This is a genomic window from Pseudomonas koreensis (assembly GCF_024169245.1).
Lineage (GTDB): Bacteria > Pseudomonadota > Gammaproteobacteria > Pseudomonadales > Pseudomonadaceae > Aquipseudomonas > Aquipseudomonas koreensis_F.
In genome coordinates this window covers 4598098-4613109 of record NZ_JALJWP010000001.1, presented here as the reverse complement: position 1 = coordinate 4613109, position 15012 = coordinate 4598098, and the positions used below count along the sequence as shown (strand labels likewise).

The window sequence follows — 15012 nt, the reverse complement described above, 5'->3', positions numbered from 1 at the left end:
TGGTTATGGATATTTTTTACGGGCGTGCAACACGGTCAGAATTTTGATGTGGTCTGTCACCCGATAGACCAGTAAATAATTCGAGTTAATGACCATTTCGCGAGTGCCCGGTATTCGGCCGGAGCGGAAACCATGCGGTATCCCGGAAAGCCTTCGCGCTGCCGCGCTGAGTTTTTGGTGCAGTGCAACTGAAGCGACAGTGTTGCGTTGTTCAACGTATTCGATGATGTCAGCCAGATCTCCAAGAGCCGGTTTACTCCAGCTAACCGGCAGCGCGTCGATTCTTGCGTCTCTCTTCCAGCATCTGACCTAGCAGCACCATTGCCTCATCGTGGGGGATAGGCGGGCGTGGATCATCAAGTGCGGCTTGTACCTTGGCGCGATACCAAAGGTCATAGCTCGCAGCCTCTTCTTCAGTTTCGAAGTCTGAAACGATAAGTGAAAGTTCAGCGCTCATAATGACCTCCATGATCAATGTGAAGCAGTCTAAGGGGATGTGGGCTCGTTGTCGTCACTGGCGGGACGAGGGACTCATCATCTCCAAACAGACGATGCAAATCTGTCAGACGCTTCGCTTGTGATGCACGTGAAGTCGATCAGGGGTGTAGTTCGATTCTGTAGGAAATCAGCTTTTGGTCATCGGACTGAGAGCCGCCGCTCAAAGCAGCGGCCACAGCCACGCCGCACTCAGTTGCCGTCCGCGACCTTGCGCTCGATCTCATCGACTTTGCGCTGCAGCTCTTCCGCTTCCTGCTCTTTGACCCGAGTGGAAGAGGGCGTGATGACCTTGTCCACGCCTTCGGTTTTGCCGTCGCGGTCCTGCAGGTCCCGCTCGACCACGTTCACCGGTTTGCCGCTGGCATCGGTGGGCGGGGCGTTGGGGGTTTTGTCGTCGTTGGGGTTCATGGCGCTGGCCTCCTGTTGGTGTACACATTGGAGACAGCGCGGCGACAGACGTTCGAAATTTTTCAGCGCCAAGGCCCTCTCCCGCAGGAGAGGGCCCAGCGGCGATTTCAGTCCTTGAGAATGTCGCGGTCCTTGGTTTCCGGGAGGAAGAAGGTGCCGAGTATCGCCGTCGCCACTGCAATGACGATCGGGTACCACAGCCCGTAGTAGATATCGCCGGTGGCCGCGACCATGGCGAAGGCCACGGTCGGCAGGAAGCCACCGAACCAGCCGTTGCCGATGTGATAGGGCAGAGACATCGAGGTGTAGCGGATGCGCGTCGGGAACAGTTCGACCAGCCACGCGGCGATCGGGCCATACACCATGGTCACGTAGATCACCAGCACGGTCAGCAGGAGCAGCATCATCGGGTAGTTGATTTTCGCCGGGTCGGCTTTTTCCGGGTAACCGGCGTCTTTCAGCGCCGCGGCGAGGTTGGCGGTGAAGGCGTCGTTGCGGGTCTTGAAGTCGGCGGCGGGGAGGGCGCTGCCTTCGAAGCTCTCGACGACGCGGTCACCGATGCGCACCTGCGCGACGGTGTTCGGTTCGGCGGCGACGTTCTCGTACGGGATCGCGCGTTTCGCCAGCAGGGTTTTCGCCAGGTCGCAGGAACTGGTGAATTTGGCCTTGCCGACCGGATCGAACTGGAACGAACACTGATCAGGGTTGGCGATGACTTTGACCGGATTTTTTTCCTGGGCGACGAACACGTCCGGGTTGCCGTACTGGGTCAGCGCATGAAAGATCGGAAAGTACGTCAGTGCCGCCAGTAGGCATCCGGCCATGATGATCGGCTTGCGCCCGATGCGATCGGACAGGCTGCCGAAGATCACGAAGAACGGTGTGCCGATCAACAGCGAACCGGCGATCAGCAGGTTGGCGGTCTGCGCGTCGATCTTCAGGGTTTGCAACAGGAAGAACAGCGCATAGAACTGCCCGGTGTACCAGACCACCGCTTGCCCGGCGGTACCGCCAAGCAGCGACATGATCACCACTTTGAGGTTGTCCCAACGCGCAAAGGATTCGGTCAGCGGCGCCTTCGAGGCCTTGCCTTCGTCCTTCATTTTCTGGAACACCGGTGACTCGCTCAGTTGCAGGCGGATGTACACCGACACGGCCAGCAGAATGATCGACAGCAGAAACGGAATCCGCCAGCCCCACGCCTCGAACGCTTCGGTGCCCAGCGCCGTGCGGCAGGCGAGAATCACCAGCAGCGACATGAACAGACCGAGGGTGGCGGTGGTTTGAATCCACGACGTGAAAAAGCCGCGCCGGTTGCGTGGTGCATGCTCGGCCACGTAGGTCGCGGCCCCGCCGTATTCCCCGCCCAGCGCCAGACCTTGCAGCAGACGCAGGGTGATCAGGATGACCGGTGCGGCAACGCCGATGGTCGCATAGCCGGGCAGCAGACCGACGATTGCCGTCGACACCCCCATGATCACGATGGTGATCAGGAATGTGTGCTTGCGCCCGATCATGTCGCCGAGTCGCCCGAAGACGATGGCGCCGAACGGCCGCACTGCGAACCCGGCGGCGAACGCCAGCAGGGCAAAGATGAATGCAGTGGTTTCGTTGACACCGGCGAAGAAGTGCTTGGCGATGATCGCCGCCAGTGAGCCGTAGAGGTAAAAGTCGTACCACTCGAAAACCGTGCCCAGCGAGGAAGCGAAGATGACCTTGCGCTCCTCCCTGGTGATGCCGCCGCTGCGGGGCGGTGTGCCGGTGGATGCTGTGTCGATTGTGGCCATGGGTGTTCTCCGTCGTGCTTATTGTTGTAGGCCGGAGTCCCCCGTTACTGCCTGTCGCACTCTGGCCCGTTGGCATCTGCCGCCGTTGCTCTAGCGTGAAGCTTGCACAGTCTGACCGCCTCGCAGGGCTGCAAGGTTTCCTGAAGCATAATCAGCTTTTGGCGAATATCCACTGGGCCTACGCTTTGACCCAACGCTGTCGGCTCCAGGCACTCAGCCAGTCGACCAGAAACACCAGCAACAGCATCGCCAGAATCACCGTGCTGGCCTGCGCTTCCTGGAACAGGCTCAGGCTGACATACAGCATCTGGCCCAGGCCGCCAGCGCCGACAAAACCCAGCACGCTGGCCATGCGGATGTTGTTTTCCCAGCGATACAGGCAGTAGGCGAGCAGTTGCGGGGCGAGGTTCGGCAAGGTGCCGTAGCAGAACGCCAGAATCGGATTGCCGCCCTGCAAGCGAATCGCCTCGGCGGGTTGTGGCGGAGTGTTTTCCAAGGCTTCGGCGAACAGCCGACCGAGCACGCCGGTGGTGTGCAAGGCGAGGGCGAGGGTGCCGGCGTTCGGCCCGAGGCCGGCGGCAAGCACCATCAGCGCCGCCCAGACCAGCTCCGGAATCGCCCGCAAGCCGTTGAGCAGCAGACGCGCCGCACTTTGCAGCGGCCAGCCGAAACGCCCTGCAGCGGGCAGCGCGAGGACGATGCCGAACAATGCCGCGAGCAAGGTGCCCAGCGCGGACATGGCCAGGGTTTCCAGTGAGCCGTGGGCGATGGCTTTCAGGTAGCCGGCGCTTAAGTCAGGGCTGAGAAAGCGCTGCACATAACTCCCCATTTGCTTGAGGCTGTTGGCGCTGCCCAGTTCGGCGAGGTCCAATTCCAGATAGGCGAAAGATGCGACTACCGAGAGCGCGATGGCGACGATCAGCAGCAGGTTGATCAGACGCCTCATGTCAGCCTCCAGCGCAGCAAGCGGCTGAGCTGATCGGCGCACAGCACCAGCAGCAGAAACGTCAGCAACATGCTGGCGACTTCACCGCCGGCAAACATGCGAATCGACAGGTCGATCTGCTGTCCCAATCCACCGGCACCGACAAAGCCCATCACCACTGACGCACGGATCGCGCACTCCCAGCGATACACCGTGTACGAGAGCAATTCGGCGGCGACATTCGGCAGCGTGCCGTAGGCAAACGCCGCCAAACGACCGCTGCCGGCCTGCAACAACGCGTGCGCCGGGCGCTGGTCGGTGGATTCGAAAATCTCGGCGTAAACCTTGCCGAGCATACCGCTGTAGGTGATGGCGATGGCCAGCACGCCCGCCGCCGGGCCAAGGCCGACGGCACGGACGAACAACAGCGCCCAGACGATTTCCGGCACGCTGCGCAGAAAAATCAGCAAGCCGCGAACCGGCCAGCGCAACAAACGCCCCGGCAGGCTCGGCACGCCACCTCGTGACGCCGCCGAGAGTGACAGCGCGCGGCTGGCGATCAGGCTCGCCGGCACCGCCAGCAGCAGGGCCAAGGCCATGCCGGCCGTGGCAATCGCCAGGGTTTGCAGGGTCGCTTTGAAAAGTAATTGCAGGAACGCTTGATCGTGCGCCGGTGGCCAGAATGCCGAAACGAAACGGCCCATTTCGTTCTGGCTATCGGCCTGAAACAGCACGCCCAGGTCCAGCTCACTGAGCTGAATGCCCGGCCACAACAGGGCCAGCGCCAGCAGCGTCAGCAACAATCGCGGCCACGCCGCCGGATCCCGTGAGTCAGCTTTCAGCATCGCGGAATCTGCACAATCAAAGGCGCGACCATCGGGGCCGGCGATTGCAATTGTTCATTGGCGTACAGCGCATCGAGCTTGTCGCGGCTGACCTCATCAGAACGGCAATCGAACAGAATCTGCCCGTCGCGCAAACCGATGATCCGCGGAAAGTGCGCCAGCGCCAGATCCACCGCGTGCAGGCTCGCCACCAGCGTGACGTTGTGCTCACGGGCGTGGCGCGAGAGGATCGACAACGTATGACCGGCGAGCACCGGGTCCATCGCCGAGACCGGTTCGTCGGCGAGCAAGATTTCCGGCGCCTGATACAGCACCCGCGCAATGCCGACGCGCTGCAATTGCCCGCCGGACAATTGCTGGCAGTGGGCGAACAGTTTGTCGCCCAGATCCAGCCGTGCCAACGCCGCGCGGGCGCCTGCCACATCCAGCGGATGCAGCAGATTCAACAGACTTTTGCCCAGACTCCACTGGCCAAGTTTGCCGGCCAGCACCGCCGTGATCACCCGCTGACGTGGCGGAATCGGCGGCGCCTGATGCACCAGGCCGATGCGCGCACGCAGGCGCTGACGCTGGCGCGCCGACAAGTGCCAGGCGCGTTCGCCGAGCACTTGGATGTCGCCACTGCTGGGCTTGAGCGCGGTTGCGAGCAGGTTGAGCAGGCTCGATTTGCCTGCGCCGGACGGGCCGATGATCGCGACCTGTTCGCCGGCATCGATCTGCACGTCGATGTTGCGAAGGGCATCGACGCCATTGGCGTGGCGCAGGCTGCCCTGGGTGAGGCGTAGGGTCATTTCAGCAGTTCGGCGGCGCGGGCGGCTTCCTCGATGCCCTTGTAGTTCTCGGGCTTGGTCTCGATGAAACGACTGGCGGCCTGCAGATCAAGAATCTTCTTCTGCTCTGGATTGGCCGGGTCGAGGTCGAGGAAGGCTTTCTTGATCTTCGCGGCCAGCTTCGGATCAAGGGTGCCGCGCACGGTCCAGTTGTAATCGAAGTAGGTCGGCGTGGTGGCGAAGACCTTGACCTTGGTGGTGTCAACCTTGCCGGCGTCGACCAGTTTCTGCCAGACGCTGGCGTTCAACACACCGGCATCGACCTTGCCGGCCTGCACCCAGGCAACGGTGGCGTCATGGGCGCCGGAGTAGGCGACGCGGCTGAAATAGGCCTCAGGTTTGATGCCGTCGTTCTTCAGCATGAAGTAACGCGGCATCAGGCTGCCCGAGGTGGACGACACCGAACCGAAGGCGAAGGTCTTGCCCTTGAGGTCGGCGAGGCTCTTCACGTTCGGGTCGGCGGTGATGAATTTGCTGGTGAACTGCGCATCCTGTTCGCGCTGCACCAGTGGGATCACAGGGGTGGTGGCGTCAGTCTTCAAACGTGCCTGCACAAAAGTGAAACCGCCGAGCCAGGCCATGTCGAGGCGATCGGTGGCCAGGGCTTCAACCACCGCCGGGTAGTCGGCGACGGGAACAAACTGCACCTTCATGCCCAACTGCTGCTCAAGATAGGCGCCCAGCGGTTCGAACTTGCGCAGCAGCTCGGTCGGCGCTTCGTCGGGAATCGCGCTGACGCGCAGGACATCAGCGGCTTGCGTCATCAGGGCAGAAAAGGACAGGGCCAGGCCGGCGGTGAGGGCGAGGGTACGCTTGAACATAGAATTCTCCGTTTCGTAAGCGTCAACATTCGAAGGGCTGCCACTACAGAGCGGCGCGCCACGTCAGGGTAGACGAAACGGCGAGGTTATACGCATTCGCGAGGAGATTGGCCAGCCTCCGTGCCGGCGCGTTGTGTCTGTTTGTGTGCTGTACGGGTCAAGCCGCTTCGGGCAGTCTGGCGATCACCTTGATCTCAAAATCGAAACCCGCCAGCCAGGTCACGCCGACCGCCGTCACCGTCGGAAACGGCGCTTCGCCCCAGAACTCCGGCACCACGCTCCAGATCGTTTCGAACGTCGAGTGCGGGTCGACCATGAACACGGTGACATCCACTGCGTCGTCGAAGCTGCAACCGGCCGCAGCGAGGATTGCGTTGAGGTTGTTGAACGCCGTGCGGACCTGATCGCGCAGATCCGCCTCGGGCGAACCGTCCTCGCGGCTGCCGACCTGGCCGGAGACAAAGAGAAAGCCGTTGGAACGGATCGCCGGCGAATAACGGTGGCGCTCATACAGGGCGTGGCGGGCGGGTGGAAAAACTACATCGCGCTTGGACATGGGGCTGACTCCATCAGTGGTTGATGGAGTGACTTTAGGTATTTGCAGCTGCCGGATAAACGCGCAAGCTTGGCGTTCACTGTTTGTGAATCCCAAACAATCGAGGGGCGTGGATGGACCGGTTCGATGCGATGCAGGCCTTTGCCCGGGTGGTCGAGGCGGGCAGTTTCACCAAGGCTGCCGAAACCTTGCACATGAGCAAGACCACGGTGACGCAACTGGTGCAGCAACTGGAGGCGCGGCTGCGGGTCAAGCTGCTCAACCGCACCACGCGCAAGGTCAACGTTACCGCCGACGGTGCGGCGTATTACGAGCGGGTGGTCAAGCTGCTCGCCGACATGGACGACGCCGAAACCAGCCTGCCCGGCGCCGCTGCACGGCCACGCGGACGTTTGCGCATCGACGTGCCCAGCCCGTTCGCACGGCTGATTCTGGTTCCGGCGCTGCCGGAGTTTCACGCGCGCTACCCGGACATCCAGATCGACATGGGCGTCAGCGACCGCATCGTCGACATCATTGATGAAAACGTCGACTGCGTGGTTCGCGGTGGTGAGTTGCTCGACCAATCATTGATGGCGCGCAAGATCGCCGATCTGCCATTGGGCGTGTTTGCCGCACCGGCTTATCTGGCCCGCGAAGGTACGCCCGACCATCCGCGCGAACTGGAAGACTCCCATCATCGGGTGGTCGCCTTTCTTTGGGCTCGCACTGGTAAACCTCTTCCGTACACGTTGCACAATGGCGCCGAACGCCTGCAGATCAAGGGCCGGCATGCGCTTGCGGTGGATGATGGCAATGCCTATCTGGCGGCGGGCCTGGCCGGCATGGGTGTGCTGTGGCTGCCGACGTATATGTCTGATGCGCATGTGGCGCGTGGCGAGTTGGTGCAGTTGTTTGCAGGCTGGGAGCTTGAGTCGATGCCGCTTTATCTGGCCTATCCGCCGAGTCGGCATGTGAGTCTCAAGTTGCGGGTTTTTATTGATTGGGTGGTGGGGTTGATGGCTACGCCGGCGCCAGTCGTGACGCGCCAGTCACGGCCATGATTGACTCTTGCGCAGAACCAGCCAACTATCGCTCGCATAACAACGACCGATGGACCCGACCTTGATTGAACGACGTCAATTCAGCGGTGGCATGAAGGGCAAGAACCTTCGCTATCTGAATGAGCAGAACACCGATAACACCGGCGTGACCCGCACCGGTTTCCTGTTGCTTGAACACTTTTCGCTGCCGGCCTTTACCCAGGCGCTGGACACGGTAGTCACCACCAACCTGTTGCGCCCGGGACTGTTCTCGTCGCGCACTTTCGGCCTGGGCGATGGCGAGGTGATCAGCGATCTGGGACTGGTCATCCGCCCCGATGCGCGCCTGGGTTCTGCTGCGCTTAACGAGCTTGACCTGCTGGTGATATGCGGTGGCTACCGCACCGAACTGCGCGCTAGCGATGAGTTCATCGGTTTGCTCAAGGCCGCGGCGGAGCGGGGCGTGAGCCTGGCCGGATTGTGGAACGGTTCGTGGTTTCTCGGCCGCGCCGGTTTGCTCGATGGCTACCGCTGCTCAATCCACCCGGAACATCGCCCGGCGCTCACCGAAATCGCCAAGAGCACTCACGTCAGCAGCGAACCCTATGTGATCGACCGCGACCGGCTCACCGCGTCGAGCCCATCAGGCGCGTTTCATATGGCGCTGGACTGGATCAAGGGCTTGCACGGCAAGGCGTTGGTCGAAGGCATTGAGGACATCCTCGCCTTCGAGGAGTCGCGCTATCGGCGGATCAAACCGGATGAGAACATCTGCGTCAGCGCGCCGTTGCGTGAAGTGATCAAGCTGATGGACGCCAATCTCGAAGAACCGCTGGAGCTGGAACAGCTGGCCGTATACGCCGGCCGCTCACGGCGTCAGCTCGAGCGCTTGTTCAAGGAGCAGCTGGGCACCACGCCGCAGCGCTATTACCTGGAACTGCGCATCACCGAAGCACGGCGCCTGCTGCAGCACACCGAGCTTTCGCAGGTGGAAGTGCTGGTGGCTTGTGGTTTTGTCTCACCGAGCCATTTCAGCAAGTGCTACAGCTCGTATTTCGGGTATCGGCCTTCGAAGGAAAAACGGCTGGTCAAATAGATCATTGATCAATCTGAGGTCATTTCGGATTTCAGGCCGGTGTAACCCTCGAAAGCCCTCACCCCAGCCCTCTCCCAGAGGGAGAGGGAGCCGACCGAGGTGTCTTGCGCTGTACATCGACCTGAAAGATGGAGGTCGATTATGGATTCAATACAGCACTTTCAGGTCGGCGTAAATCTTCAGCATCCCCCAATCAGTTCCCTCTCCCTCCGGGAGAGGGCTAGGGTGAGGGGCTTCTGAGGGCGGGTCTGTCAGAGACGGTCAGCATCGATCACAGCCTGCGCAAACGCCGCCGGGCTTTCCTGCGGCAAGTTATGCCCGACCCCGCCCTCGATCAACCGGAACTGATATTTCCCGGTAAAGCGTTTGGCGTAATCCTCCGGCGCCGGGTGCGGAGCGCCATTGGCATCGCCTTCCAGCGTAATGGTCGGCACGCTGATGGACGGCGCGGTGGCAAGCTTCTGCTCCAGCGCTGCGTATTTCGCCTCGCCCTGCACCAGACCCAGACGCCAGCGGTAGTTGAACACGGTGATCTCGACGTGATCCGGGTTCTGCAGCGCCTTGGCGCTGCGGTCGAAGGTGGCGTCGTCGAATTTCCATTGCGGTGAAGCCAGTTGCCAGATCAGTTTCGCGAAATCGTGGGTGTTCTTTTCATAGCCGGCGCGGCCGCGCTCGGTGGCGAAATAGAACTGGTACCACCACTGCAATTCGGCTTTCGGCGGCAGCGGGTTCTGCCCGGCGGCCTGATTGCCGATCAGATAGCCGCTGACCGCCACCAGGGCCTTGACGCGCTCTGGCCACAGCGCTGCGACGATGTCCGCCGAACGCGCGCCCCAGTCATAACCGCCCAGCACCGCTTGCTTGATTTTCAGCGCGTCCATGAAGTCGATCACATCGCTGGCCAGCGCTGCCGGCTGGCCGTTGCGCGGGGTATCCTGGGACAGGAACTGCGTGTCGCCATAACCGCGCGCATAGGGCATCAGCACGCGGTAACCCTGGGCAGCCAGCAGCGGTGCGACCTCGTCATAGCTGTGAATGTCGTAGGGCCAGCCGTGCAGCAGGATCACCACCGGGCCATCGGCAGGGCCGGTTTCGGCGTAGGCCACATCGAGTACGCCAGCCTTGATGTGCTTCAGCGCGCCGAAAGGCGAGGGCGCTGAATAGCTGACGGCGACGGGTTCTGTGGTTTGCGCCTGAGCGCTGCCGACCGCGCCGAGCAGCGATAGCGCCAGAACCGACAAGCCGAGCGCGTGGGTGATTTTAGAAGTGTGCAGAGCCTGTTTCATGCTGACGTCTCCTTTGCGAGCCTGTGGCCAAGGGGCTGGATGAACCCTTGAAACCTTGGGTGCATTGAAGCGTGGCGAGGTATCCACTCTGTGTCGCAAGAGAGCGTTTTTGCATTGGGTTGTGTAGCAGCGGGGCGCGTACACAATGTGATACACGGCGGCCGAACCCAACGTTTTCGCGGGAAAATAATAAGTGGCTGTTTTAAAACAAAAAATATTTCATCCCGGGCTTCCCAAATGAAATGAATGTTGATAAATTGCGCCCCGTTCTCACAGCGATCCTCACGGAGCCGCTGATCAGAGCTACAGGGGCGTCGCCAAGCGGTAAGGCAGCAGGTTTTGATCCTGCCATGCGTTGGTTCGAATCCAGCCGCCCCTGCCATCTACGAAAAAACGCCAACTTCTTGCGAAGTTGGCGTTTTTTTATGCCTGCGATTTGGCCAGGGGTAGCGAAGTCGATGTGCGCGGCGCCGAAGCACCGCGCACATCAATCACTCAGTGCGGCGCGCGCGGAATGGTTTTCATCAGGTCTTCAGGGCTGATGTGACCGACCACGCTGCCCGGCTGCGGCAGGTTGAGGATGTGGCCTTTCATCTTGCCGATGATGTGCATCTCGCACGGCTTGCAATCGAACTTCAGCGTCAGCACTTCATCGCCGTGGATCAACTGCATCGGCGCGACCTTGGTGCGCACGCCGGTCACGCCTTTGGCCTGTTTCGGGCACAGGTTGAAGGAGAAGCGCAGGCAATGCTTGGTGATCATCACCGGCACTTCGCCCGGTTCTTCGTGGGCTTCGTACGCCGCGTCGATCAGCTTGACGCCGTGACGATGGTAGAAGTCGCGCGCCTTCTGGTTGTAGACGTTGGCGAGGAAGGTCAGGTGCGAATCCGGGTACACCGGTGGCGGCGTGGTTTCGGCCTTGCGGCTGCCACGCGGATGCGCGGCGACGCGGGCCGCCGTCAGCGCTTCGATCACTTCACGACGCAGGGATTTGAGCTGCGAGTTGGGAATGAAGAACGCTTGCGGCGCATCCAGCTTGATGTCGGTGGCGTGATACTGCGTGGTGCCGAGCTGGCCGAGCAGGTCGCGCAATTGCTCCAGCGCTTGCTCAGGCTTGTTGGCGACACCAAACGGCCCGTTGAGGGTGACGCTGGCGCTGATGCCTTCTTCGCTGGTCGCGGTCACTTCCAGCTGTTCTTCGCGCAGACGGGCGAACCAGCTCAGGGCCACGCGACGTTCCGAAGAGGTCTTCTGCAGCGCCTGCTGCCAGTTGTGATCGAGGTTGCGATTCAGCGGATGGCTTGGACGCAGCTTGAACAGGCCTTCGGGCATTTCGTTCGGCTCGACGCGATAGCGGTAGCGCTTCTCGCCATCTTCTTCGAACTCGCCTTTGGCCTCGGCGATATTGGCGCGGAAACCGACCACTTCGCGTTTGACCAGCACGTTCAGGCCGTCACCGTTTGAGAGCGGCTCATGGGTGATGACCTGCATGTCACGCTTGCCGACTTTTTCTACCGTACCGACCGGCAGGCCGGTGAAGGTCGGCGAATCGAAGGCGCCGATGTCGATCTTGCGATCAGTGACGAAATAATCGGTGCTGCCACGGTGGAAGGTTTTTTCCGGATCGGGCAGGAAGAAATGCACGGTGCGGCCGCTGGAAGCGCGGGCCAGGTCCGGGCGGTCTTCGAGCACGTCGTCGAGGCGCTGGCGGTAATAGGCAGTGATGTTCTTCACATAGCCCATGTCTTTGTAACGACCTTCGATCTTGAACGAACGCACGCCGGCCTCGACCAGCGCGCGGATGTTGGCGCTCTGGTTGTTGTCTTTCATCGACAGCAAGTGCTTTTCGTAAGCGATCACGCCACCCTTTTCATCTTTCAGGGTGTACGGCAAGCGGCACGCCTGGGAGCAGTCGCCACGGTTGGCGCTGCGGCCGGTCTGCGCGTGGGAAATGTTGCACTGGCCGGAGAAGGCCACGCACAGCGCACCGTGAATGAAGAACTCGATGGCCGCGTCGGTTTCATCGGCGATGGCGCGGATTTCTTTCAGGTTCAGCTCGCGGGCCAGCACCAGTTGCGAGAAACCGGCCTGATCGAGGAACTTCGCCCGCTCCAGCGTGCGGATATCGGTCTGGGTCGAGGCGTGCAGCTCGATCGGCGGCATGTCCAGCTCCATCACACCCAGATCCTGGACGATCAGCGCATCGACACCGGCGTCGTACAACTGATGGATCAGCTTGCGCGCCGGCTCCAGTTCGTTGTCGTGCAGGATGGTGTTGATGGTGGTGAAGATGCGCGCGTGGTAACGACGTGCGAATTCCACCAGTTCGGCGATTTCGCTGACTTCGTTGCAGGCATTGTGGCGCGCGCCGAAGCTCGGGCCGCCGATGTACACGGCGTCGGCGCCATGCAGGATGGCCTCGCGGGCAATGGCGACATCGCGGGCAGGGCTGAGCAATTCCAGGTGATGCTTGGGCAAGGACATAGTTTTTTTAGTCAGGCGGTCACGGGCAAGGCGCGCATTCTACCCGTGAAACGCGCGTCGGGCACGTGTGTGCTGCCCGATGGTGGCTGGCGATCGGGTCAGTTCGGTTGGCTATTGTGTTGAATGTTCCGGCCCCTTCGCGGGTGAGCCCGCTCCCACAGGGTTTCGCGGTGTAATCGGAATCGCGGCTACACACAAAACATTGTAGGAGTGAGCCTGCTCGCGATTGCGCCGGGTCAGTCAAAGCATCTTTGCCTGACACACCGCTATCGCGAGCAGGCTCACTCCTACAGGGGGTTGTGTCATTCCAGAATAATTGAAATGACGCTGTGCAATTTCAATCAGCCCTTGGCCGCCATCGCCGTCACTTCCACACGCATCCCTTCAACCGCCAGCGAGGCCACGCCCACCGCTGCCCGCACTGGCCACGGCTTGGCAAAAAAGCGTTGATAGACTTCGTTGAATGCCGCGCGATCAGCCATGTCCGTCAGGTAAATGGTCAGGTGCAGCACGCGGTCCATCGAACTGCCGGCACGTTCCAGCGCGACTTTCAGCGCTTGCAGGGTGCATTCGCTTTGCTCGGTGATGCCGCCCAGTTCCAGGCTGCCATCGGCGCGGGTAGGAATCTGCGTCGAGACCATGATCCCGCCGAAGGTGGCGACGTCGGAAGAAATCGAGTCGGTGTCGGGATCAGGCGTGAAGGTGATGTCTTGATTGGCCATTGGCATCTCTTGTTCGAGTGAATGAAGGTCGCGCCAGTTTACAGATTCCCTCCGGCGATGGCCCGCGCGCGTTCAGACTGGCTGCGTCGCCGCTTCCGCCGCGATAGCCGCAAGCACACTGGGTCGCGCACCGATGCGTTTCAAGTAGCTGGCCAGCGCTGGCCATTCGGCGATAGCGATGTCGAATGTCGGCAACCAGGTCAGCACCGTGAACAGGTAGGCATCGGCAACGCCAAAGCTACCCATCAGATAGTTCCGATCCGCCAGAATGCGCTCGAGGTAATCCAGCCGCTTGCACAGTTTCTGCCGAAAAATCGCTTTGACCGCTTGCGGGATCTCCGCGCTGAACAATGGGGCGCTGGCGCCGTGAATCTCCGAGCTGATGAAATTCAGATGCTCCTGCAGTCGTATGCGCTCCCACGTACCGACTGCGGGCGCCAAGGTGTTCCCCGGGACTTGGTCGGCGAGAAATTGCAGGATCGCCGGGCCTTCGGTCAGCACTTCGCCGTTATCCAGTTGCAGCGCGGCCACGTAGCCTTTCGGATTGATCTCGAGAAAGTCACGGCCGTCAGCCGTGCGCTTGGTCTGGTTGTTCACGCGGATCAACTCGAACGGCAAGCCGAGTTCGCGCAGGACGATGTGTGGGGAAAGCGAGCAGGTCATCGGTGCAAAGTACAGTTTCATGGCGTGTCCCTTATAAGTGAAGGCGCCACGATCCCCTGCGGGCAAAACTTCCGCAAAGGTCATTTGCAATGCTAGCGTATGACAAATTCTCATGCGCCAATCCATACCTTATGACTTGCAAACTTCCTTCCCTCAACGGCCTGCGCGCGTTCGAAGCGGCCGCGCGGCATATGAGCTTTACCATGGCCGCCACTGAGTTGAACGTCACGCAGACAGCAATCAGTCACCAAATCAGGCGCCTCGAAGCCGAGCTGGGTGTCGCATTGTTTCTGAGACTTAAGGATGGCTTGGCGCTCAGCGAAGAAGGCCACGCCTACCTGCCGGGTGTGCGTTCTGCGTTTCAAGCGTTGCGCCATTCGACGCAACAATTATTCGAGTCGCGCGGGTCCAGCGTATTGACCATCAGCACGCTGGTCTCGGTTGCGTCGAAATGGCTATTGCCGCGCCTTCCGGCATTTCAGCAGGCGTTTCCGGACATCGATGTGCACATCAGCGCCGCTACCGATCTGGTGGATTTTCGCCGAGGAGGCATCGACGCGGCGATTCGCTACGGGCGGGGCGACTGGAAAGGCCTGCGCGCGGACTTTCTCATGGCCGATGAGGTATTTCCCGTGTGCAGTCCAGCAGTGGCGACGACATTGCACACGCCGCAAGATCTGGCCAGTCACACCCTCGTGCAAGTCAGTGGCGTCACCGCTAAAGACTGGCAGGCCTGGCTCAGCGCCGCCGGCCAGCCTGCGCAGTTGGCCGACGGCGCGAAGCTGACCTTCGATCTGGCGATGATGGCGGTGCAGGCGGCAATTGACGGGCAGGGCGTGTGTATCGGGCGTTCGACTTACGTAAACGACGATCTGCGTGCGGGGCGATTGGTCGCACCGTTCGACCTGCGCCTGCAGGATGATCTCGGCTTCTATCTGGTTACACCCCATGAAACCGCTGACTCGACAAAGATCAACGCGTTCAGACGGTGGCTTGTGGATGTGGCTCGCGACACGTTTGTATAAGCGTGTATCAACCGTGAGCGGATACACACGGCAACACCAAACCG

The 15012-nt window shown here is 61.1% G+C and carries 16 protein-coding genes and 1 tRNA gene; 4 read left to right on the top strand and 13 right to left on the bottom strand.

Features of this window, described 5'->3' with window-relative positions; all coding sequences use genetic code 11:
* Positions 1 to 3: 3 nt before the first annotated feature.
* The 9 genes from J2Y90_RS20350 to J2Y90_RS20310 all read right to left on the bottom strand — a co-directional run bounded on the left by J2Y90_RS20350 (position 4) and on the right by J2Y90_RS20310 (position 6670).
* Complete coding sequence (locus tag J2Y90_RS20350; RefSeq protein WP_253505261.1) at positions 4 to 225, bottom strand: type II toxin-antitoxin system RelE/ParE family toxin; 222 nt, start codon at positions 223 to 225, stop codon at positions 4 to 6.
* Between the two features lie 37 nt (positions 226 to 262).
* Complete coding sequence (gene relB / locus J2Y90_RS20345; RefSeq protein ID WP_253502373.1) at positions 263 to 457, bottom strand: type II toxin-antitoxin system RelB family antitoxin; 195 nt, start codon at positions 455 to 457, stop codon at positions 263 to 265.
* 230 nt (positions 458 to 687) lie between these two features.
* The gene (locus J2Y90_RS20340) at positions 688 to 906 is read right to left on the bottom strand and encodes a hypothetical protein (protein ID WP_042606898.1); all 219 of its coding nucleotides are present in this window, start codon (positions 904 to 906) and stop codon (positions 688 to 690) included.
* Positions 907 to 1013: 107 nt separating this feature from the next.
* Entirely contained in the window at positions 1014 to 2693 is a 1680-nt protein-coding gene (locus tag J2Y90_RS20335) for an MFS transporter (protein WP_042606823.1), read from the bottom strand.
* Positions 2694 to 2871: 178 nt separating this feature from the next.
* The gene (gene phnE / locus J2Y90_RS20330) at positions 2872 to 3639 is read right to left on the bottom strand and encodes a phosphonate ABC transporter, permease protein PhnE (RefSeq protein WP_065616234.1); all 768 of its coding nucleotides are present in this window, start codon (positions 3637 to 3639) and stop codon (positions 2872 to 2874) included.
* A complete protein-coding gene (locus J2Y90_RS20325) occupies positions 3636 to 4463 on the bottom strand; it encodes a PhnE/PtxC family ABC transporter permease (RefSeq protein ID WP_042606825.1) in 828 nt (275 codons plus the stop codon). The genes phnE and J2Y90_RS20325 overlap by 4 nt, the downstream gene beginning before the upstream one ends.
* Positions 4457 to 5254, bottom strand: a complete 798-nt coding sequence (locus tag J2Y90_RS20320; RefSeq protein ID WP_253502370.1) for a phosphonate ABC transporter ATP-binding protein — start codon at positions 5252 to 5254, stop codon at positions 4457 to 4459. Before J2Y90_RS20320 ends, J2Y90_RS20325 begins: the two co-directional genes overlap by 7 nt.
* Positions 5251 to 6114, bottom strand: a complete 864-nt coding sequence (locus J2Y90_RS20315) for a putative selenate ABC transporter substrate-binding protein (RefSeq protein WP_253502367.1) — start codon at positions 6112 to 6114, stop codon at positions 5251 to 5253. Before J2Y90_RS20315 ends, J2Y90_RS20320 begins: the two co-directional genes overlap by 4 nt.
* Positions 6115 to 6271: 157 nt before the next feature.
* Positions 6272 to 6670: a RidA family protein gene (locus J2Y90_RS20310; protein ID WP_253502364.1), complete on the bottom strand. Its 399-nt coding sequence runs from the start codon at positions 6668 to 6670 to the stop codon at positions 6272 to 6274.
* Between the two features lie 113 nt (positions 6671 to 6783).
* Here J2Y90_RS20310 and J2Y90_RS20305 point away from each other — a divergent pair, with 113 nt between their 5' ends.
* Positions 6784 to 7713: a LysR family transcriptional regulator gene (locus tag J2Y90_RS20305; RefSeq protein ID WP_253502360.1), complete on the top strand. Its 930-nt coding sequence runs from the start codon at positions 6784 to 6786 to the stop codon at positions 7711 to 7713.
* A gap of 49 nt (positions 7714 to 7762) precedes the next feature.
* On the top strand, positions 7763 to 8788 hold the full coding sequence (locus J2Y90_RS20300; protein WP_253502358.1) for a GlxA family transcriptional regulator: 1026 nt from the start codon (positions 7763 to 7765) through the stop codon (positions 8786 to 8788).
* 251 nt (positions 8789 to 9039) lie between these two features.
* On the opposite strand, the gene J2Y90_RS20295 is transcribed toward J2Y90_RS20300, so the two are convergent.
* A complete protein-coding gene (locus J2Y90_RS20295) occupies positions 9040 to 10074 on the bottom strand; it encodes an alpha/beta fold hydrolase (RefSeq protein WP_253502355.1) in 1035 nt (344 codons plus the stop codon).
* Positions 10075 to 10381: 307 nt separating this feature from the next.
* On the opposite strand from J2Y90_RS20295, the gene J2Y90_RS20290 reads away from it, so the two are divergent.
* Positions 10382 to 10456 (top strand) — tRNA-Gln (locus tag J2Y90_RS20290).
* 113 nt (positions 10457 to 10569) lie between these two features.
* Here the strand turns inward: J2Y90_RS20290 and J2Y90_RS20285 are convergent.
* The 3 genes from J2Y90_RS20285 to gstA all read right to left on the bottom strand — a co-directional run bounded on the left by J2Y90_RS20285 (position 10570) and on the right by gstA (position 13964).
* Complete coding sequence (locus J2Y90_RS20285) at positions 10570 to 12558, bottom strand: peptidase U32 family protein (protein WP_253502352.1); 1989 nt, start codon at positions 12556 to 12558, stop codon at positions 10570 to 10572.
* Positions 12559 to 12899: 341 nt separating this feature from the next.
* Positions 12900 to 13280, bottom strand: coding sequence for a RidA family protein (locus tag J2Y90_RS20280; protein ID WP_253502349.1), 381 nt, complete (start codon positions 13278 to 13280; stop codon positions 12900 to 12902).
* A gap of 72 nt (positions 13281 to 13352) precedes the next feature.
* Positions 13353 to 13964: a glutathione transferase GstA gene (gstA, locus tag J2Y90_RS20275; RefSeq protein ID WP_253502346.1), complete on the bottom strand. Its 612-nt coding sequence runs from the start codon at positions 13962 to 13964 to the stop codon at positions 13353 to 13355.
* 110 nt (positions 13965 to 14074) lie between these two features.
* Here gstA and J2Y90_RS20270 point away from each other — a divergent pair, with 110 nt between their 5' ends.
* The gene (locus J2Y90_RS20270) at positions 14075 to 14968 is read left to right on the top strand and encodes a transcriptional regulator GcvA (protein ID WP_253502343.1); all 894 of its coding nucleotides are present in this window, start codon (positions 14075 to 14077) and stop codon (positions 14966 to 14968) included.
* The last annotated feature ends 44 nt before the right edge of the window (positions 14969 to 15012 follow it).

Bases quoted from the DNA above. Each gene is read 5' to 3' on its own strand.
- J2Y90_RS20340 (WP_042606898.1), bottom strand. From the start codon at position 906: ATGAACCCCAACGACGACAAAACCCCCAACGCCCCGCCCACCGATGCC.
- J2Y90_RS20305 (WP_253502360.1), top strand. From the start codon at position 6,784: ATGGACCGGTTCGATGCGATGCAGGCCTTTGCCCGGGTGGTCGAGGCG.
- J2Y90_RS20270 (WP_253502343.1), top strand. From the start codon at position 14,075: ATGACTTGCAAACTTCCTTCCCTCAACGGCCTGCGCGCGTTCGAAGCG.
- gstA (WP_253502346.1), bottom strand. From the start codon at position 13,964: ATGAAACTGTACTTTGCACCGATGACCTGCTCGCTTTCCCCACACATC.
- J2Y90_RS20335 (WP_042606823.1), bottom strand. From the start codon at position 2,693: ATGGCCACAATCGACACAGCATCCACCGGCACACCGCCCCGCAGCGGC.
- J2Y90_RS20310 (WP_253502364.1), bottom strand. From the start codon at position 6,670: ATGTCCAAGCGCGATGTAGTTTTTCCACCCGCCCGCCACGCCCTGTAT.
- J2Y90_RS20280 (WP_253502349.1), bottom strand. From the start codon at position 13,280: ATGGCCAATCAAGACATCACCTTCACGCCTGATCCCGACACCGACTCG.
- J2Y90_RS20320 (WP_253502370.1), bottom strand. From the start codon at position 5,254: ATGACCCTACGCCTCACCCAGGGCAGCCTGCGCCACGCCAATGGCGTC.
- J2Y90_RS20325 (WP_042606825.1), bottom strand. From the start codon at position 4,463: ATGCTGAAAGCTGACTCACGGGATCCGGCGGCGTGGCCGCGATTGTTG.
- phnE (WP_065616234.1), bottom strand. From the start codon at position 3,639: ATGAGGCGTCTGATCAACCTGCTGCTGATCGTCGCCATCGCGCTCTCG.
- J2Y90_RS20300 (WP_253502358.1), top strand. From the start codon at position 7,763: ATGGACCCGACCTTGATTGAACGACGTCAATTCAGCGGTGGCATGAAG.
- J2Y90_RS20285 (WP_253502352.1), bottom strand. From the start codon at position 12,558: ATGTCCTTGCCCAAGCATCACCTGGAATTGCTCAGCCCTGCCCGCGAT.
- relB (WP_253502373.1), bottom strand. From the start codon at position 457: ATGAGCGCTGAACTTTCACTTATCGTTTCAGACTTCGAAACTGAAGAA.
- J2Y90_RS20295 (WP_253502355.1), bottom strand. From the start codon at position 10,074: ATGAAACAGGCTCTGCACACTTCTAAAATCACCCACGCGCTCGGCTTG.
- J2Y90_RS20315 (WP_253502367.1), bottom strand. From the start codon at position 6,114: ATGTTCAAGCGTACCCTCGCCCTCACCGCCGGCCTGGCCCTGTCCTTT.